We start from the raw sequence: 18,378 nt of genomic DNA on the forward strand, positions 1-18,378 counted from the left end.
GACCTCGGGGTGGGGCAAACCCCAGGTGGGCGGCGACCGACAGGCTCGCCCCCACAGGGCGGGCCGCACACCGCTACCATGCGGCTCGATCTTCTTTTAAGAAGGCTTCCTTCCAAACACGGAAGCAGTGAACGCCATGCGCAGCAATTCCCGCAGAGGGCTGCAGCCCAATGTCCTCGGCAGGTTCGACACCGTGGTGATGGCGGTCGCAGGAAGTGCGCCGGCCTACTCGATCGCGGCCACCACCGCCGTGCTCGTCGCCACGGTCGGACTCGCCAGCCCCGCCGCGCTCCTGTACTGCGCGATACCCATGCTGGGGATCGTGCTCGCCTACGGCAGGCTCGGCAGACTGGACCCCAACGCGGGCGCCGCGTACTCCTGGGTGGCCCGCACCCTGCACCCGTTCCTCGGCTTCATCTCCGGCTGGGCGCTGGTCATCTCCACGACGATCTTCATGGTGGCCGGGTCGCTGCCGGCCGGTGCCATGACCCTGGCGATCTTCGACCCGGGCCTCGCCACCCACACGTCACTCGCCGCGCTGGTGGGCGCCGGCTGGCTGGCGCTGATGGTGCTGATCGTGCTCGGCGGCGCGCGGCTCACCGTACGGGCGCAGTTGCTGCTGTCCGGCGTCGAGGTGACGCTGCTGGTCGTCTTCCTGCTGGCCGCCCTCCTGCACGACGGCACAGCGCACGCCTTCGACTGGTCCTGGCTCGGCTTCAGCCACTTCGACGGGCCCTCGGGGTTCGCGTCCGGCGCGCTGATCGCCGCCTTCTACTACTGGGGCTGGGACGTCACCAGCAACCTCAGCGAGGAGACCCGCAACAGCCGCAGGAACTCCGGGTTCGCCGCGCTCGTCGGCGTCGGGATCGTCTTCCTGCTGTTCGAGGCGTTCACCATCGCCACCAACATCATCCTGACGGAGCGGCAGATCTCGGCGGGCAGCGCCAACGTCCTCGGTGTGCTCGGCGATGTGATCTGGCCGGGCGTCGGCGGCAAGTTCCTCATCGTCGCCGTGCTGCTGTCCACCGTGGCGACGCTGGAGACGACACTCATTCAGGTGACGCGCTCGCTGTTCGCCATGGGCCGCGACCGCACCCTGCCGGCCTCGCTCGGCAAGGTGCACCGCACCTGGAACACCCCCTGGGTGGCGATCACGGTCGTCGGGTGCGCCGGGATCGGCATGCTCGCCGCCGCCACCGTGCTCGGCTCGGTCACCGAGATCATCTCCGACGCCGTCACCGCCATCTCCCTCCAGGTATCGGTCTATTACGGCCTCGCGGGGCTCGCCGTCGTCGTCGCGTACCGCAAGCTCCTGCTGCGGTCGTTCCGCACGTTCTTCCTCGCGGGCCTGTGGCCCCTGGTCGGCGCGGTGTTCATGTTCTGGATCTTCTTCGAGTCGCTGGGCGAACTGACGACGACCGCGATCTGCATCGGGATCGGCGGGCTCGCGGCGGGACTTGTGCCGATGTTCTGGTATTGGCGGAAGGGCAGTTCGTACTACCGTCCGGCGACACTGGACGCCACACGCTCCGCCGACGACGACGGGGCGTACGCGGACACGGGGCTGACGGCGGGGGCCGGCCGCCCCGAGGAGGCGATGGCGACCGACTTCTGATCCGAGTCGGTGCCACGTCCGTTGAGCTTGTATCCACGTCCGAGGGAGGGGGGCCGCCATCACCACACACCGGCACCGGGCACCGAAGAGCGCCCCGGACCGCCCCGAGCGTCCGGAGCGCCAGCCGGGGAAGAACGAAGGCCCCGACTTCGACCCGGACTTCGGCGACCGACAGCTCACAGCGGCGCGCCAAGACATCGTTATCGGCCGCTGGCAGGGCGTACGCGACCTGCTGCGCGAAACCGGCGACAACTGGCCGCTGCGCACCCAGCGGCTGCGGATCCTCTCCCACGCCGCCGCCGACAGCTCGGCCGCCGAGACCTGGCGGGCCGCCGAACCCGACTGCCCCGACGCCGCGGTGCTGCGCGCGGCCACCGAGGTGGTACGCGTCTTCAACCAGGCCATCGCTGCGGGCCGCGGCCCCGGGATGATCGACGAGACCCGGCTCGACGCGGTCGTGCTGTCGTGCGTGAACGCGGCGCGCGCCCGCCGCGACGACCCGATGCCCTGGGTCTCGCTGCTCACCGTCGCCCGGCTCTACGAGAAGGGCGTCAGCCGGGGCGAGCTGCAGCGCTGGTGGGACGAGTTGCGCCGGCGCGACCCGTACAACATGGAGGGCCATGTGCAGTTGCTGCGCTACCTCTCGGCGCGCTGGCACGGCACCCACGGCCGGATGTACGACTTCGCGCGCGACGCCGCCGGCGTGGCGCCCAAGGGCTCGCCGCTGCCGGTCCTGGTGCAGATAGCCCGCGTCGAGGAGTACCGCCATGTCGCGGAGACGGCGCACGAACGGCGCAGGGCCAGGGACCTCGTCGGCCGCAACTTCGGCCAGGAGCAACACTGGCACCACGAACTGGCGGTGACCGAGGTGCGCCGCACCTTCGACCGGTGGATCGGCTGGCGCCCCGCGGGACCCGTACGTCCCGAAGAGGTCAGCGAGCTCAACTACCTGACCCACGCGGCCTGCTACGCGGGTCTGGACGGCGAGGCGTGCGAGCTGTTCCGGCTGCTGGGGTGGCGTGCGGCGCGGGTGCCGTGGTCCTACACGGGCGACCCGGCCGAGCAGTTCACCTCGTACCGCAAGGCGGCGCGGCTGTCCTGACCGGCCGTGACCGGCCATCTGTTGGGGCGCCCCTGCCGGTGATCGTCCCGGACGGCCGCTAACCTTACGTATCCGCCCTGGCCAGGGATGCGGGGTTGTCGCGGGGAATGTCTCCCGCACCCCTGTTCCCAGGTATGGACATACACGGCACCCAACTCGTCTGAAAGGCTCACCCATGGGCATTCGGAGCTTGCTGCGCAAGGTGTTCGGTCGCGACCGCGAGGAGCGTAACGAGTCGGCGGCAGCCTCCGTACCGCCCCAGGCCGACCGTTCGTCGTCCGGCGTGGAATCGGCCACGACGACGGACCCGGCCGCGGAGTCGGTGACGGAGCCGGTCACGGAAACGGTCACGGAATCGGTGACGGTCCCGGCGAAGGCGCCCGCCCCTGAGCGGCGTCCGGCGCCGCACGAGGACGCGGCGGCCAAGCTGGTGGCCGAGTCGTTCGACAACCCCACCCCCCGGAGCGTCCCGGCCCAGGCCACGGCACCGCGATCGGCGGACCCGGCCCCTGCGGACCCGGCCCCGACGGTCCCGGCCCAGACGACGACGGAACCGACGCCGGTGGCGACGCCGACGCCGGAACCCGAGCCGGAGCAGGTGCCGGAGCCGGAGCAGGTGGCGGAGAAGGCCGAGCCGACGCCGGTGGCCGAATCCGAGCCGGTGGCGGCGGAGCCGGCACCGGAGTCGCCGGCGGCCGAGGCGGCACGGATCGCGGAGACGGACCCGGTCGTGGAACCCGCACCGGTCGTCGAGCCCGAACCGGTCGTGGAGCCCGAGCCGACGCCCGCACCGGCGGCTGCCGAACCGACCCCGGTCGTGGAGCCCGAGCCCGTTGCCGCGCCGGTCGTGGAGTCCGAGCCCGAGACGCTGCCCGTGGCCGAGACCCTGCCTGAGCCCGAGGCCACGCCCGTCGCGCCCGTCGCGCCGGTGAAGAAGGCCGCCCCCCGGAAGGCCGCTGCCAAGAAGGCCACCCCCGCGAAGAAGACCACGGCGGCCAAGAAGGCCACGCCGGTCGCCCCCGCCCCCGTCGCCGAGCCCGTCGCCACCCAGCAGGCCGAGGCCGACCCGGTCGTCGCGGCCCCCGAATCCGCACCCGTCGCTGAGGCGCCCGCGCCCGCCGTCCCCGGCACCGTGCCCGACGCGCTCGTCGCTCCCTACAACGCCGCCGACGCCGCCCTCAAGGCGCGCGGGCTCACCGGCGAGCGGGCCGACGTGTACCTCGTACTCGACCGGTCAGGCTCCATGCGGGAGTTCTACAAGAGCGGCAGCGTGCAGCATCTCGCCGAGCAGACGCTCGCGCTCGCCGCGCATCTCGGTGACGAGCCGGTCGTCCACACGGTGTTCTTCTCCACGGACATCGACGGCACGACCGACCTGTCCCTCACGGACTTCTCCGACGCCGTGAACAAGGCGCACGCCAGTTACGGCCGCCTCGGCCGTACCAGCTACCACCGGGCCGTCGAAGAGGTCGTCGCGCACCGCGAGAAGTCGGGTGCCACCGGGCCCGCGCTCGTCGTCTTCCAGACCGACGGCGCCCCCGACGCCAAGCAGACCGCGCGGCTGGCGCTCAACGAGGTCGCCGGCAAGGGCCTGTTCTGGGCGTTCGTGGCCTTCGGCCCGTACGACTCGAAGGCGTTCGACTTCCTCCGCAAGACCGAGCAGGAGCTGGACCACGTCGGGTTCTTCCACGCGGGCCCGGCGCCGGCCGAGCTGCCGCACGCCGACGTGTACCGCGAGCTGCTCGCCGTCTGGAAGCCGGAAACCACCAGCTGATCCCCGGTACCCCGCTCACCCGCCGGCCGGCACCGCTTCGGTGCCGGCCGGCGGCAGTTCCACCGTCACCTCCAGGCCGCCGCGCGCACCGCCCGGCAGCGCCGTCACCGAACCGCCGTGCGCCACGGCGATCGACCGGACGATCGACAGCCCGAGGCCGGCCCCCGGGCCCATCCGGTCGCGTCCCTCGCCGCGCCGGAACGGTTCGAAGAGGCCCGGGATCTCGCCGGACGCCACCACGGGCCCGGTGTTGCGCACCACGAGCGTCGTGCCCTCGACGCTGACGTCGACCGTCCCGCCAGGCACGTTGTACGTCACGGCGTTGGCCAGCAGGTTCGCCACCAGCCGCCCCAGCAGCAGCCGGCTGCCACGGACCGCGCCCGCGCCCGTCACCGACACCCGCACCCCGTGCCCGGCCGCCTCGTCGGTGACCAGCGTCCCGAGGTCCAGCTCCTCCTGGTCCTCGCCCCCTGCCCCGGGCCCCGCCGCAGGACCGCGCTCGCTGCGCGCGAGCACCAGCAGCCCCTCGATGAGCTGTTCGCTGCGCCGGTTGTTGTCGAGCAGGGTCTGTTTCGTACGGGCGAGATCGGCGGCCGAGCAGCCGTCGTCCAGGCCGATCTGGATCGCGGCGCGCTGGGTCGCCAGCGGGGTCCGCAGTTCGTGCGAGGCGTTGGCGATGAAGCGGCGCTGGCTGTCGAAAGCCGTCTGGAGCCGGCCGAGCAGCGCGTCGAGCGTGTCGCCCAGCTCCTTGAGTTCGTCGTCGGGCCCGCTCGCGCCGATCCGCTCGTGGAGGTTGCGCTCCGACAGCCTGCGCGCCGCCGCAGCGCGCGGACCCGGGAGACCAGCTCGGGGAATTCGAAGGGCTTGCCCAGATAGTCGTCGGCGCCGAGGTCGAGGCCTTCGACGCGGTCCTCCATGGAGGCGGACGCGGTGAGCATCAGTATCCGCGTACGGGAGGCATCGGCGACGAGCTTGCGCGCCACGTCGTCGCCGTGGACGCGCGGCAGGTCCCGGTCGAGGACGACCACGTCGTAGTCGTGCAGACCGAGGTAGGCGAGGGCCGCGTCACCGCTGTACACGGTGGCGAAGCCGGCCCGCCGCAGTCCGGTGGCGACCAGCTCGGCGAGTATCGCCGTGGCTCATCGTCCTGGGCGACCCAGTACCCGCATGCTCTCGTCCCCCACCTCGCGTACCGACTCCTTGCGCCCTGCCTCGTACATGACGTCCTTCTCCTCCCAGGATGCGCCCGTCCTACGGCACCGGGTGTTTCGCAAAGCTCTCCGCCGGGTATTCACCGGCCTTTATGCGGGTGAAGTGATCTCCGCGGGGCCGTTAGGATTTCCGGCATGGCGGCCAATGGATCCGAAGAGCAGGGTGGGAAGGCGTACTACGTCACCACCCCCATTTACTACGTCAACGACGCTCCTCACCTGGGCCACGCCTACACGACCGTCGCAGGGGACGTGCTCACGCGCTGGCACCGCCAGCGCGGTGAGAAGGTGTGGTACCTCACCGGCACGGACGAGCACGGTCAGAAGATCATGCGCACCGCCGAAGCCCACGGGGTGACCCCGCAGGAGTGGTGCGACAAGCTGGTGGACGAGTCCTGGCGGCCCCTCTGGGAGCACCTGGACATCGCCAACGACGACTTCATCCGGACGACGGAGAAGCGCCACACCGACCGGGTGCGGGAGTTCGTGCAGGACCTGTACGACAAGGACCAGATCTACAAGGGCGGCTACGAGGGCCCGTACTGCGTGGGCTGCGAGGAGTACAAACTCCCCGGCGAGCTGATCGAGGACGAGAACGGCGTCAAGCTGTGCGCGATCCACAAGACGCCGGTGGAGATCCTCAAGGAGGAGAACTACTTCTTCAAGCTCAGTGAGTTCGGCCCGAAGCTCCTCGCGCACTACGAGGCGAACCCCGGCTTCATCCAGCCCGAGTCCGCGCGCAACGAGGTCGTGAACTTCGTCAAGCAGGGGCTCCAGGACCTGTCGATCTCCCGCTCGACCTTCGACTGGGGCGTCCCGGTGCCGTGGGACGAGAAGCATGTGATCTACGTGTGGATCGACGCTCTCCTGAACTACGCGACGGCCGTCGGCTACGGCGCGAACCAGGAGAAGTTCGACGGGACGTTCCCCGCCGACGTGCACCTCGTGGGCAAGGACATCCTGCGCTTCCACGCGATCATCTGGCCGGCCATGCTGATGGCGCAGGGGCTGCCGCTGCCCGGCAAGGTCGTCGCCAACGGCTGGCTGCTCGTCGGCGGCGAGAAGATGTCGAAGTCGAACCTGACCGGCATCAAGCCGCAGGACCTGACCACGCACTTCGGCGTGGACGCCTACCGCTGGTACTTCCTGCGGGCCATCGCCTTCGGGCAGGACGGCTCGTTCTCCTGGGAGGACTTCAGCGCCCGCTACACCTCCGAGCTGGCGAACGACTACGGCAACCTCGCCTCGCGCGTCGCCGCCATGGTCGGCAAGTACTACGGCGGTGCGCTGCCGCAGGCGACGGACTCCGGTCCGGCCGAGCAGGCGGTACGGGACGGTCTGACGAAGGCGGTCGCCGAGGCGGACCGGCGGATCGGCGAGGAGCTGGACTTCGCGGGCGGTATCGCCGCGGTCTTCGACTTCGTCAAGCAGGTCAACGGCTATCTGACCGAGCAGGAGCCGTGGAAGGTCGCCAAGGACGAGTCGGAGGCGGGCAGGGCCCGGCTCGCGACGATCCTCTACACGGCGGCCGAGTCGCTGCGCGCCTGCGCCGTCCTGCTGAACCCGGTGATGCCGGAGACGTCCCAGAAGCTGTGGGAGTCGCTGGGCGCCGAGGAGTCGCTGGGCGCGCTGGCGGACCAGCGGGTGGCGTCGGCGGCCGACTGGGGCCGGCTGGCCCCGGGCACGAAGGTGACGAAGGGCGCGGTGCTCTTCCCCCGCCTGGAGGAGAAGCCCGCGTAACCGCGTCCGCGTGACGTACGGCAGGCCCGGAACCGCGACGGTTCCGGGCCTGCCGCCGTGTGACGGACCGTACGGCTCAGCGTTCCAGCGAGGTCGCGTCACCCATCACGACCACCGGCTCCTTGTCCGGGTCCAGCAGTTCCAGCAGCTGCTTCACCCGGTCGCGCGGCAGTGAGACGCAGCCCTGGGTGGGGCCGCCGTGGTCCACGTGGATCCAGATGCCGCCGCCCCGGTCGCCGCCGAGGGGGCGGGTCCAGTCCAGGGGGGTGGTGCCCGCCTCGCGGTTGTAGTTGATCGCCACGACGTAGTCGAAGGAGCCTTCCAGCGACTCGCCGTGGAAGCCGGTGCCGTCGGCGTAGAAGGCGTCCGACCTGTCGTACGGGAGCTTCGTGCCGGGGTCGGGCAGCGAGCCGCCCGCGTCGGTGAGGCCGTAGACGCCGATCGGTGAGCGGCGGTCGCTCTGGACGTGGTGCCCGGTCCAGCCGTCCAGGGCGTTGTGCGCGGGCCAGGGTCCCGCGACCGGGTGCCAGCCCAGGCGGGGCGCCACTCCCGAGGTCCCCGCGGCCCACTCGGAGCCGCTGTCGCGCTCCCAGACGCGGACCGTGGAGCGGTTGGCGTCCCTGCCCGCGCCGGTCACCACGACGGCCTGCCGGGTGTCCTGCGGGATCTCGGCGCGGGTCCGCGGGCCGAGGCCCGGGATCTCCCCGGAGGACGCGGTCCGCGCCTCGGGGCCCGCCCTGCCGATCAGGCCCCTGTCCTTCGCCGAGGTCGTGGTGGTGGCCGCCGGCGCCGGGTCGGCGTGTCCTGCGGTCCCGGCCGCGCCGGCGCAGCCGGTCAGCAGCAGACCGGCGGTCAGCAGCGCGGCGGCGGGGCCGAGGGAACGGACGGACGACATGGAGTGGGCCCTTCATTTGACGCGACGAGGGAGGAACCTCGCGGTCCGGTCTTGCTGGAGGCGTCTTTCGGGCTGCTCCAGTGTCCCCCAGCGTCCGGGCAGTCGCACCGCGAGCTTATCCAGCCACCGGCATGGAAATCGCGATATACACGCCATGACCCGGAACGCGAAAGAGGCCCGGAACCGGCTCGTTCCGGGCCTCAGCCGTGTGTCGTCAGCCGCCCGACGTCGTTACTCGCCCGACTTGGCGACCGGCTTGCGCAGCGCGATGTTCAGCTCACGCAGCCGCGACTCGTCCAGCTCGGTGGGCGCGCCCATCATCAGGTCCTGCGCGTTGCCGTTGAGCGGGAAGGCGATCGTCTCGCGGATGTTCGGCTCGTCGGCCAGCAGCATCACAATGCGGTCGACGCCCGGGGCGATCCCGCCGTGCGGCGGGGCGCCGAGCCGGAAGGCGCGGAGCATGCCGGCGAACTCGTGCTCGACGGTCTCGCGGTCGTAGCCCGCGATCTCGAACGCCTTCAGCATGACCTCGGGCTCGTGGTTACGGATCGCGCCCGACGACAGCTCGATGCCGTTGCAGACGATGTCGTACTGCCACGCCAGGATGTCCAGCGGGTCCTTCTCTTCCAGGTCACGCACCCCGCCCTGCGGCATCGAGAAGGGGTTGTGCGAGAAGTCGATCTTGCCGGTCTCCTCGTCCTTCTCGTACATCGGGAAGTCGACGACCCAGCAGAACCGGAAGACGCCCTCCTCGAAGTGGCCGGCGCGCTTCGCCGCCTCGACGCGGACCGCGCTCATGATCTTCGAGACCTCGTCGAACTCACCCGCGCCGAAGAACACGGCATGACCGGGGGCCAGCGACAGCCGCTCGGAGAGGACCTTCACGTTCTCCTCGGTGAGGAACTTCGCGATCGGGCCGCTCAGCGCGCCGTCCTCGCCGACCCGCACCCAGGCCAGGCCCTTCGCGCCCTGCTCGACCGCGAAGTCCCCGAGCCCGTCGAAGAACTTCCGCGGCTGGCCCGCCGTGTCCGGCACCGGCAGCGCGCGTACGTGCTTGCCGGCGAACGCCTTGAACTCGGAGCCGTCGAAGACGTCCGAGATGTCGGTCAGCTCCAGCTTGGCCCGCAGGTCCGGCTTGTCGTTGCCGTACTTCAGCATCGACTCGCGGAACGGGATGCGCGGGAACGGCGAGGTGACCTCACGGCCGCCGCCGAACTCCGTGAACAGCTCCGTCATCAGCTTCTCGATCGGCCGGAACACGTCCTCCTGCTCGACGAAGCTCATCTCGACGTCGAGCTGGTAGAACTCGCCGGGCGAGCGGTCGGCGCGGGCGTCCTCGTCGCGGAAGCACGGCGCGATCTGGAAGTAGCGGTCGAAGCCCGAAATCATCAGCAGCTGCTTGAACTGCTGCGGCGCCTGCGGCAGCGCGTAGAACTTGCCGGGGTTCAGCCGGGACGGCACCACGAAGTCACGGGCGCCCTCGGGCGAGGTCGCCGTGAGGATCGGGGTCGCCATCTCGTTGAAGCCGAGCGCCACCATCTTGGACCGGATGGCGGCGATGACGGCCGAGCGCAGCATGATGTTGCGGTGCATGCGCTCACGGCGCAGGTCGAGGAAGCGGTACTCCAGACGGCGCTCCTCGTTGACCCCGTCCTCGGCGTTGATGGTGAAGGGCAGCGGGGCGGCCGCGCCCAGGATCTCGACCTCCGAGACCTCGATCTCGATCTCGCCGGTCGGCAGCTCCGGGTTGACGTTCTCGGCGCCGCGCGCGGAGACCCGCCCGTCGATCCGGACGACGGTCTCCTTCGTGAGCTTCGACAGCTCCTCGTTGGCGGCCGTGCCGGGCCTGGCCACCAACTGGACCAGTCCGTAGTGATCGCGCAGATCGATGAAGAGGATGCCGCCCAGGTCTCGGCGATTGTGCAGCCAGCCGCTCAGCCGGACGTCGGTGCCGACGTCAGAGGCGCGGAGCTCGCCGCAGGTGTGGGACCTGTACCGATGCATCGTCGTTCATCCAGTCTTAGCAAGTCGGGATTGGGGGTGGAGCTGGGTGGAGCCGGTTCGGGTGGAGCTGGGTCGAGCCGGGGTGGGACACGGAGACACCAGGTTAGCGCCCGGTTCCGGCGCCACTCTCGGTGGCGAGGGTTCGTAACCTGTTCATACAGTGGGAAAATGCGCACCGAGGACGTCCTTGCCGCGATCGCGACAGGCCTGTGGCGCTGGGACGACAGCTCAGGAGCTGTCAGTGTCGACGCGGAGGCGGCCCGCCTGCTCGGACGGCCCGAGGAGGCAGCGGTCCTCACCGCGGCGGAGGTCCGCGCCCATTTCCACCCCGTCGACTGGAACGAGGTTGACGGGATCGTGCAGCTCGCCCTGACCGAGGGCGGGCTCGCCGAGGCCCGGCTGCGGATCGTCGACCGGGGCGGCCGGGTGCTGCGCACCGTACGGTCCCGCTCGAAGCCGTACACCCGTACGGATGCGGCGGGCAAGCACCACTACGAGCTGGTCGGCACCCTCCAGGAGGTCGCCGAGCCGCAGCCCGGCACCACCGTCGACGCCACCACCGTCACGGGCGACTGGCGGCGCTCCCGCGAGGCGTTCCTGCTGGACGCGGGGCGCGCGCTGGCCGAGGCGAGATCGACGGCCGAGGTGCTGCGGGTCGCCGCCTCCCTCTCGATGCCCGGGTTCTCGCCCGACGCGCTCACCCTCTTCGGCACCGACGGGGACCGGCTGCGGATCATCGGCATGCACGGCAACACCGTGCTCGACGCCGAGAACTTCCCCGAGCTGCTGGTCGGCTCCGACTATCCGGCGTCCGAGGTCATCCGCACCGGCCGGGCCATCTACCTGCCCACGCCCAAGGCCTACGCGGAGCGCTACCCGGCCATCTGGCCGTCCGTCGAGCCGTTCCGGCGCAGCTCCTGGGCCTTCCTCCCGCTGATCGTCTCCGGGCACACGCTCGGCGCCTGGATGGCCGCGTTCAAGCACCGCGTCACGTTCTCCCCCGACGAACGGTCCGTGCTGAGCACCGTCGCCCGGATGCTCGCGCAGGCGCTGGCCCGCGCCGAGATCACCGAGACCGAGCGTGAGCTGTCCCTCGGGCTCCAGCGCTCGATGATGCCGACCATCGGCCCCGACATCCCCGGCATGACCGTGGCCGCCCGGTACGTGCCGACCGGCGGCGGGCTCCAGGTCGGCGGCGACTGGTACGACATGATCCCGCTCCCGGGCCCGGGGCCGCACGGCGAAGGCGGCGAGGGCGGCAGGTTCGCCATGGTCATCGGCGACGTCCAGGGCCATGACGTACGGGCGGCAGGGCTGATGGGGCAGCTGCGGATCGCCCTGCGCGCCTACGCGTCCGAGGGCCACCGCCCCGACGCCGTGCTCTCCCGCGCCTCCCGCTTCCTGGCCGGCCTCCAGCAGTACCCGGGCACCGGACCCGACCCGGACTCCGAGCCCGACGAACGGCCGCCCTTCGGCGTCACGCACTCCTCCGACAACGCGACGCTGGACTACGACGCGCGCGCCCCGCGCTTCGCGACCTGCCTCTACCTGGAGGTCGACCCGGCGACCGGCACGCTCGACATCGCCCGCGCGGGCCACCCCGACCCGGTGCTGCGCATGGCGGACGGCACAGCCGTCATCCGGCAGACCGCCGGCGGTCTGCCGCTCGGCATCGAGGCGGACTCGGACTATCCGACGACCCGGCTCGTACTGGGCAGGGGCGAGCTGCTGATGCTGTGCACGGACGGCCTCATCGAGACCGGCGGCCACGACATGTACACCGGCTGGGGCAGGCTCCAGCCGGTGCTCGAAGGCACCAAGGGCTCCATGGAGAAGCTCGCCGACGCGCTCGTCGAATCCGTCATCGGCCCGACCTCGCACTACACGACGGGGCCGCTGGCCGACCGCCGCGAGGACGACATCGCGCTGCTGCTGCTCGCCCGCAACGACTCGCCCGACCGGCCCCGCACCCCGGTCACCCGGCGTACCGCGCTGAGCATCGCCCAGGCCGAACCCGAGCGGATCGCCGACGCCCGGCAGCAGCTGCGGGACCTGCTGCACGACTGGGCCGACGAGGACCAGATCGACTCCGCCGTGCTGATGCTGTCCGAGATGGTCACCAACGTCCTCGTCCACACCGACGGCGACGCGCTGCTGACGGCCGAGGCCGCGGGCAAGCGCGGCAAGCGGCGGCTGCGCGTCGAGGTCACCGACGCGAGCGACGAGCAGCCGCACCGCAGACGCCCGGGGGAGCTGGCGTCCAGCGGGCGCGGACTGGTGCTGATGGAGGTGCTCGCGACGGCGTGGGGCGTCGACCCGCGCGGCGAGGGCAAGTCGATCTGGTTCGAGCTCTACGAGGACGGCGAGGACGCGCCGTCCGGCGGCCCCGGTTCGCCCGGGGCGCTGTAGCGGCCCCGCAGCTCGGAGATCACCCCGAACACCGCGGCCGTCAGCGGTACGGCCAGCAGCAGCCCCAGGATCCCGGCGACGGCGGCGCCCGCAGTGATCGTCACCATCACCACGGCCGGGTGCATCTGGACCGTACGGCTCTGCACCGCCGGCTGGAGCACATGCCCCTCCAGCACCTGCACGGCCAGCACCACCCCCAGCGCCCACAGCGCGATCGGCCAGCCCCGGTCGGCGAGCGCGACGAGCACGGCGACGGCGCCCGAGATGAGGGCGCCCAGGTACGGGATGTACGCCCCGACGAAGACCAGCGCGCCGAGCCCGACGGCGCCCGGCACCCGCAGGATCAGCAGGCCCACCGTGATGCAGACGGCGTCGATCAGGGCGATCACGGTCGTCCCGCGCATGAACCCCTCGACGGCGTGGAAGGCGCGGCGCGCCATGGCCTCGACGGCCTCACCCGTCGCACGCGGCGCGAGCGACCTGAGCGCCCCCGCCGCCTTGTCGGAGTCCCGCAGGAAGAAGAACATCAGCAGCAGCGCCAGCACGGAGGTGGCGATCAGCTCACCGATGACGCTGATCCCGGTGACCACCCCGGACGCCGCCGTCGCGCCGAACTTCCCCAGCAGCTCCTTGGCGTTGCTCGCGATGTCGTCCAGCGAGGTCCCCGCGGCGCCGAAGTGCTTGGACACGTCCTTCGCCGCCTGCTTGAGCGAGGAGACGATCTGGTCGCCGCTGTCCACGATCGCGTTGACGACGATGTACCCGGCCCCGCCGACCACGGCGACGACGGCGGCGCAGGTGAGCGCGGCGGCCAGCGACCGGTTCAGCCGCAGCGCGACGAGCCGCCGGTGCAGCGGCCCCAGCAGCGCGGTGCCGAGCAGCGCGAGCAGCAGCGGCGTGACGGCCGTCTTGAACGTGACGCACAGCCAGACCGCGACGGCCACGACGCCCGAGGCGAGCAGCAGCACCCCGCACCAGGCGGCGAAGCGCCGGACGCCGACGGGCAGGAGCGGGGACGGCGGCAGCGAAGGAGACGGCGGCGTGGGCGGGGACACGGGCCCACCCGACCACGCCGGAGGCCTGTTTGTCCCGTCCTGGTCGCGTGCGCACCGCCACGCGGGTGACGTGCCGCCGCGGGTGCCGTCGGGCGTTCGTAATCCGTAAGAACTTCCACGGCATCCGCGTCCGGGGACTGCGCGAAGCTGGAGCCGGCCGGCCGTACGCGTACCGCGAGGGGCCGGCATCGCAGGGCGGGAGCGTACGCATGCAGGTCTGGGGCCGCGGAATCGGCGGGATCGTACTGGTGGTGCTCGGAGCGGTCTGGATCGCCCAGGGGTCGGGGTCGATGAAGGGCTCGGCCATGTCGGGCCACTCCCAGTACGCCCTGCTGGGCGTGGTGGTGGCCCTGGTCGGCATCTATCTGCTGTGGGCCGCCTGGCGGGCCCACAGCAGGCGGGACGCCGAGGCGCGCGCGCCTCGCGCCTAGGTCGTGTCCGCGAAGTCTCGTCTGGCTCGCGATGCCCGGCAGCCCCGCCCATAGGGCGGACGACGATACTTCGCGGACACTCCCTAGGTCGCCCGGTGCCGGCCCGGTGAGGTGATCGCGCGGGCCGCCGTCACTTCCTGGCGCAGCGGGGCCAGGACGCCGGTCTCGTCGCCGGTCAGCTCGGCCCGTACCTGCGTCAGCGTCGTACTCGACCGCACGCCCTCCGCCATCCCGCGCAACTGCCGCTCGATGGCGGCGACCTCGGCGGGCGCGGGCGGCGGCGCCCCGTGGTTGACGCGGACGCGGGCCGCCGTCGTGGCGTCCACGACCCGTTCGACGGCGACGACCAGCGGCCACCAGGCGGCTGCCCGGCGGCCGGTGGGCGGCGGTTCGGTCAGGGCGCGCTGGAACTCGGAGCGTACGAGCGACAGGTCGCGGTAGATACGCCGCCGCCTGCGCACGCGTTCCGCCCGGTCCGCGCCGCCGCCTCCACCGTCACCTTCGCCCGCCGTGCCGAACGCGTAACTCACGTAGTCCGCCGCGTCGTCGACGGCGTCCGCGAGCCGGTCGCCGATCCTGGTGTGCCAGCTCTCCGGCCAGAGCAGATAGCCGGCGATCAGCGCGATGCCGCAGCCGATCAGACTGTCCAGGAGCCGGGGCACCACCAGGTCGAAGCCCTGGTGGTTGAGGATGTCCGACAGCAGCAGGATCACCGGCGTGATGGCCGCCGTCTGGAAGGCGTACCCCTTCACCGACAGGGCCGGGATGAGCGGCGCGAGCACCGCCATCACCGCCACGTCCCACCAGCCGCGCGGCACTTCGGCGAGCACGGCCGCCCCCACCACGACCCCCGCCGCCGTGCCGAGCGCGCGCAGCACGGCGCGGGAGAAGACCGAGCCGAAGTCGGGCTTGAGCACGAAGGTGATGGTGAGGGCGACCCAGTACGAGCGGGGCACCGGGATCAGCGAGACCAGGCTCTGCGCGAGGCCGATGCACAGCGCGAGCCGCAGCCCGTAGCGCCAGGACGCCTCCGACAGCAGGACGTCGCGGGTCGCGCGGCGGGCCCGGATGCGCAGGGCGGCGGGGCGGCCGAGCGGGTCGTCGCCGGTGGCGGGCGGGTCGGCGTCGGCGTTGTGCACCACGGCTGACGCGTACCGCAGCGCGACGTCCACGGCGCGCTGCGAAGGGGTGGCGGGCGCGGGCAGTTCGAGCGTGGGGTCGCCGCCGCCGCGTCCTGCCGCCACGGTCGCGGCGAGTTCCCGCACCGCCGCCGGGATCGCGTCCGGCAGCGGGCTGCCGTGCAGATGCGCGGCGGGCGCCGCCTCGACGAGCGGGATGACGACGTTGAGCTGGGCGAGCAGCCGCACCAGTGAGCTGCGTCTGCCGTGGTCGTGCGCGCGGCGGGCCAGCACCAGGTCGTACGCGTGGTTCAGCGCCTGGGTGACGGCCTGTCTGCGCGTCTCGTACGCCGGGGTGCCCGCGGCGGCGAGCAGATCGGCCGCCGCGCCGTACGTCGCCGCGACGGCGCCGCGCTCCGGCACCCGGCCGCGCAGCGGCCAGGCCAGCAGGGACAGCGCGAGGACGAAAAGACCGCCGAGGGAGAGCAGCAGCGGGGCCTTCCACCAGGGGTCCGGCATCTGGAGGCCCGCGCCCACCACGGCGTTGAGCAGGAGCAGCAGCCCGGAGACGCTGGCGACGGCGCCGATCGAGGAGATCATGCCGGAGACGAGCGCGATGAGCGTCAGTATCCCGACGGCCAGCCAGCCCTCCCCGTAGACGAGGGTGCCGAGCGTGACGCCGACGGCGCCGAAGAACTGGGGGAGGGCGATGTTGAAGACCCGCATCCGGTACGCGTCGGCGGTGTCGCCGATGACTCCGGTCAGGGCGCCCATCGAGACGAGCGCGCCGTACGCGGGCTTGTCGGTGGCGAGGCCGACGACGATCGGTACGGCCATGGCGACGGAGGCCCGGGCCGCCGCGGCCCAGGGGACGGGCGCCTTCTTGGGCCGCAGCCCGGCGACCAGCCATGCGGGCGGTGCCAGCAGGGCGGCTCGCGCGTCGGTGCGTACTCGGTCTCGGTCCCGGTCTCCCATGGGCGCCACCTTGGCCTACGGGGCGGGGTGACGTCAGCTTTGACAGCGCGGGAGCGCCTGCGGAAGGGTGCGCGGGCCTGCCGAAGGGTGCGCTGGCCTGCCGGGGGTCTCAGCCCTGGTACCCCTCGACCTCGCCCTCCGGGCGCACCCGCGCCTCGTCGGGGTTCTCGCCGAACTCGGTCTTGGCGCGGCGCTGGCGCAGCAGGTCCCAGCACTGGTCGAGCTGCACCTCGACGGCGCGCAGCCGTACCCGCTCCTCGGCGTCGAGACCGAGATTCCCTGTCGACCGCGAGCGCAGGCTGTGCTCCTCGGCGACGAGGTCGTTGATGTTGGCGAGGATGTCGCCGTTGTCACTGGGGGCGTTCATGACTGCCTCCTCCTTCGGAGCCGGGCTCGCACCTTACCCCCGCCGCTGGGTCGCGACGGGGGCAAGGACGGTGTGGAGGGAGAGTGCTGTTGACGGTCGGTCACCGGGACTTTCGTCACCGGGGCTTCGGCACGTAGTGGTCCGAGGCGAGTGCCCAGATCACGAACGCCGACAGTGCCATGCCTACGACCGCCCAGACGGGCTGGTGCGGCAGATACATGAACTGCGCGACGATGTTCAGCGAGGCGAGGGCGATGCCGACGTACCTCGCTATCCGGTTTCCGGTCAGGATGCCGAGACCGGCCAGTGCGATCAGAACTCCGAGGCCGAGGTGGATCCAGCCCCACGACGTGATGTTGAAGGCGTACGCGTAGTTCCCGGTGCTGTTCAGCACAGCATCTTTCTTGATCGCGACGATGCCTTGGAGGATGTCGGTCGCACCGGAGACCAGCATCAGAACACCGGCGAAGAGAGTGCCACCCATCGCCCAGGCGGCGTTCCTCGTCGTATGGGAGCCGGTCCCGGAACCGGTGCCGGTTCCCGCCCTGCTGCCCATCCCGTTCATGCTGCCGTTGCCGTTTCCGGTGCCTTGGTTGGTGCCTGCGCCCATGCCCGTTGAAGGGGGGCGATGCGTTGTGTTCTGGCTCATGTCTCCACTGTGCTCCGAATGGTGCAATTACGACATTTGAGACGAAGCGTTTGGGTATAAAGATTCAGTAAAGGCGCCCTCGCAAGGCTCCCACCAGCCAAGAAGCAGCGGCGACGATCAGTCCGCAGACCAGAACGATCCAGGAGGCCGTACGCAGCGAACCGGTCAGCGCGTCGTACACGGCCCCGCCCGCCGAGCGGTCCACGTCGGACGGCAGCGCGTCCAGGGACAGCCCGCGGCCCACCGTGATCAGCACGATCAGCACGACGGCCCCCACGGCGAAGGCGGCGCCGACGAAGATCGCCGCCCGCCGCCGGCGTACGGCGACCAGCACGGCGAGGACGGCGACCACGAGCGCCGCCACCCCCGGCCAGATCCCGGCCCGCTGCAGACCGCGTACGGCTTCGCGCGAGACGCCCAGATCGGCGGGGTCCAGCACGGTGATGCTCGCGTGCCGGACCGGGATCCGGCCCGCGAACGGCACCCCGTCGGCGACGAGCTGCCGCTTCACCGCCCGGCTCACCGGCGCAAGATCGATGGTCACCGACTTGTCGGAGTCGCCTTCCAGTGCTTGCTGGGTGCTGCTCTGCACGGCGCGGCTGAGCGCCTTCCACACGGTGGCGAAGGCGCCGCTGGTCGTGAAGGCGTGCACGGCGTCGTGCAGCGGCGCGCGCACCGCGTCGCGGAGCGGCCCTGGACCGAGCTGCCGCAGGGCCTCCTCGGTGACCTGGTCCGTGACCGCGTTCCGCACGTCCCTGTCGGAGGAGAGCGGCGCCATCGTGGCGACGAAGCGGTCGGAGTCGTCGAGTTCGAGACGGGCCCACGCGGCGACGGCGCTGACCGGCGTCAGCAATGCCAACAGGACGATCAGCGTCATGGAGAGGGAGTTCCGCAAGGTCCGCACCCCTCAAGTGAACGGGGCGGGGCCCGGGGCCGCGATCGGACCGCGTCCGATCGCCACGGTCCGGCCGCCGCGGTCGCCACGGGTTGCCGGGTCCCGCGTCCGGGTGTGCTCTGGAACGAACGGGGGGTG

The 18,378-nt window shown here is 71.6% G+C and carries 13 protein-coding genes and 2 pseudogenes; 6 read left to right on the forward strand and 9 right to left on the reverse strand.

The window, feature by feature from the left end; all coding sequences use genetic code 11:
- The first annotated feature begins 136 nt into the window (after nucleotides 1-136).
- From OHS57_RS18650 to OHS57_RS18660, 3 genes are all read left to right on the forward strand, one after another.
- The gene (locus OHS57_RS18650) at nucleotides 137-1,615 is read left to right on the forward strand and encodes an APC family permease (protein ID WP_328582730.1); all 1,479 of its coding nucleotides are present in this window, start codon (nucleotides 137-139) and stop codon (nucleotides 1,613-1,615) included.
- 58 nt (nucleotides 1,616-1,673) lie between these two features.
- The gene (locus OHS57_RS18655; protein ID WP_443043077.1) at nucleotides 1,674-2,717 is read left to right on the forward strand and encodes a hypothetical protein; all 1,044 of its coding nucleotides are present in this window, start codon (nucleotides 1,674-1,676) and stop codon (nucleotides 2,715-2,717) included.
- Nucleotides 2,718-2,892: 175 nt separating this feature from the next.
- Entirely contained in the window at nucleotides 2,893-4,491 is a 1,599-nt protein-coding gene (locus tag OHS57_RS18660; protein WP_328582731.1) for a VWA domain-containing protein, read from the forward strand.
- 15 nt (nucleotides 4,492-4,506) lie between these two features.
- On the opposite strand, the pseudogene OHS57_RS18665 reads toward OHS57_RS18660, so the two are convergent.
- Together OHS57_RS18665 and OHS57_RS18670 are read right to left on the reverse strand one after the other, a co-directional pair.
- Nucleotides 4,507-5,313, reverse strand: a pseudogene (locus tag OHS57_RS18665) (sensor histidine kinase); the annotation flags it as partial.
- Nucleotides 5,304-5,621 (reverse strand): annotated as a pseudogene (locus OHS57_RS18670) (response regulator transcription factor); the annotation flags it as partial. The pseudogenes OHS57_RS18665 and OHS57_RS18670, both read right to left, overlap by 10 nt.
- A 216-nt stretch (nucleotides 5,622-5,837) precedes the next feature.
- Between OHS57_RS18670 and metG the strand changes: the two are divergent.
- Nucleotides 5,838-7,442: a methionine--tRNA ligase gene (gene metG / locus OHS57_RS18675; RefSeq protein WP_041987604.1), complete on the forward strand. Its 1,605-nt coding sequence runs from the start codon at nucleotides 5,838-5,840 to the stop codon at nucleotides 7,440-7,442.
- 76 nt (nucleotides 7,443-7,518) lie between these two features.
- On the opposite strand, the gene OHS57_RS18680 is transcribed toward metG, so the two are convergent.
- Both OHS57_RS18680 and aspS read right to left on the reverse strand, forming a co-directional pair.
- Nucleotides 7,519-8,337 carry a L,D-transpeptidase family protein gene (locus OHS57_RS18680; protein ID WP_041987602.1) on the reverse strand — a complete coding sequence of 273 codons (819 nt, stop codon included), beginning with the start codon at nucleotides 8,335-8,337 and terminating at the stop codon, nucleotides 7,519-7,521.
- A gap of 231 nt (nucleotides 8,338-8,568) precedes the next feature.
- Nucleotides 8,569-10,341, reverse strand: a complete 1,773-nt coding sequence (aspS, locus tag OHS57_RS18685) for an aspartate--tRNA ligase (RefSeq protein WP_041987600.1) — start codon at nucleotides 10,339-10,341, stop codon at nucleotides 8,569-8,571.
- A gap of 168 nt (nucleotides 10,342-10,509) precedes the next feature.
- Between aspS and OHS57_RS18690 the strand changes: the two genes are divergently transcribed.
- Entirely contained in the window at nucleotides 10,510-12,750 is a 2,241-nt protein-coding gene (locus OHS57_RS18690) for an ATP-binding SpoIIE family protein phosphatase (RefSeq protein ID WP_041987598.1), read from the forward strand.
- Here OHS57_RS18690 and OHS57_RS18695 read toward each other — a convergent pair.
- On the reverse strand, nucleotides 12,693-13,805 hold the full coding sequence (locus OHS57_RS18695) for an AI-2E family transporter (protein ID WP_241778533.1): 1,113 nt from the start codon (nucleotides 13,803-13,805) through the stop codon (nucleotides 12,693-12,695). The genes OHS57_RS18690 and OHS57_RS18695 overlap by 58 nt on opposite strands.
- Nucleotides 13,806-14,014: 209 nt before the next feature.
- Here OHS57_RS18695 and OHS57_RS18700 point away from each other — a divergent pair, with 209 nt between their 5' ends.
- Nucleotides 14,015-14,236: a hypothetical protein gene (locus OHS57_RS18700; RefSeq protein WP_328582732.1), complete on the forward strand. Its 222-nt coding sequence runs from the start codon at nucleotides 14,015-14,017 to the stop codon at nucleotides 14,234-14,236.
- 83 nt (nucleotides 14,237-14,319) lie between these two features.
- Here OHS57_RS18700 and OHS57_RS18705 read toward each other — a convergent pair whose 3' ends face one another.
- The 4 genes from OHS57_RS18705 to OHS57_RS18720 form a co-directional block, all read right to left on the reverse strand.
- Complete coding sequence (locus tag OHS57_RS18705; protein ID WP_328582733.1) at nucleotides 14,320-16,329, reverse strand: FUSC family protein; 2,010 nt, start codon at nucleotides 16,327-16,329, stop codon at nucleotides 14,320-14,322.
- A 109-nt stretch (nucleotides 16,330-16,438) separates the two neighbouring features.
- Nucleotides 16,439-16,696 carry a DUF2630 family protein gene (locus OHS57_RS18710; RefSeq protein WP_041987591.1) on the reverse strand — a complete coding sequence of 86 codons (258 nt, stop codon included), beginning with the start codon at nucleotides 16,694-16,696 and terminating at the stop codon, nucleotides 16,439-16,441.
- A gap of 115 nt (nucleotides 16,697-16,811) precedes the next feature.
- A complete protein-coding gene (locus OHS57_RS18715; protein ID WP_443042916.1) occupies nucleotides 16,812-17,345 on the reverse strand; it encodes a DUF7144 family membrane protein in 534 nt (177 codons plus the stop codon).
- Between the two features lie 64 nt (nucleotides 17,346-17,409).
- Nucleotides 17,410-18,249, reverse strand: a complete 840-nt coding sequence (locus OHS57_RS18720) for a hypothetical protein (protein WP_328582734.1) — start codon at nucleotides 18,247-18,249, stop codon at nucleotides 17,410-17,412.
- Nucleotides 18,250-18,378 lie beyond the last annotated feature (129 nt).

The organism is Streptomyces sp. NBC_00370 (genome assembly GCF_036084755.1).
In the GTDB taxonomy this organism is placed as follows: Bacteria; Actinomycetota; Actinomycetes; order Streptomycetales; family Streptomycetaceae; genus Streptomyces.

What these genes read in the sequence shown, in the direction of transcription:
- OHS57_RS18660 (WP_328582731.1), top strand. Translation starts at nt 2,893, where the DNA reads ATGGGCATTCGGAGCTTGCTGCGCAAGGTGTTCGGTCGCGACCGCGAG.
- OHS57_RS18690 (WP_041987598.1), top strand. Translation starts at nt 10,510, where the DNA reads ATGCGCACCGAGGACGTCCTTGCCGCGATCGCGACAGGCCTGTGGCGC.
- aspS (WP_041987600.1), bottom strand. Translation starts at nt 10,341, where the DNA reads ATGCATCGGTACAGGTCCCACACCTGCGGCGAGCTCCGCGCCTCTGAC.
- OHS57_RS18700 (WP_328582732.1), top strand. Translation starts at nt 14,015, where the DNA reads ATGCAGGTCTGGGGCCGCGGAATCGGCGGGATCGTACTGGTGGTGCTC.
- metG (WP_041987604.1), top strand. Translation starts at nt 5,838, where the DNA reads ATGGCGGCCAATGGATCCGAAGAGCAGGGTGGGAAGGCGTACTACGTC.
- OHS57_RS18710 (WP_041987591.1), bottom strand. Translation starts at nt 16,696, where the DNA reads ATGAACGCCCCCAGTGACAACGGCGACATCCTCGCCAACATCAACGAC.
- OHS57_RS18680 (WP_041987602.1), bottom strand. Translation starts at nt 8,337, where the DNA reads ATGTCGTCCGTCCGTTCCCTCGGCCCCGCCGCCGCGCTGCTGACCGCC.
- OHS57_RS18715 (WP_443042916.1), bottom strand. Translation starts at nt 17,345, where the DNA reads ATGAGCCAGAACACAACGCATCGCCCCCCTTCAACGGGCATGGGCGCA.
- OHS57_RS18650 (WP_328582730.1), top strand. Translation starts at nt 137, where the DNA reads ATGCGCAGCAATTCCCGCAGAGGGCTGCAGCCCAATGTCCTCGGCAGG.
- OHS57_RS18705 (WP_328582733.1), bottom strand. Translation starts at nt 16,329, where the DNA reads ATGGGAGACCGGGACCGAGACCGAGTACGCACCGACGCGCGAGCCGCC.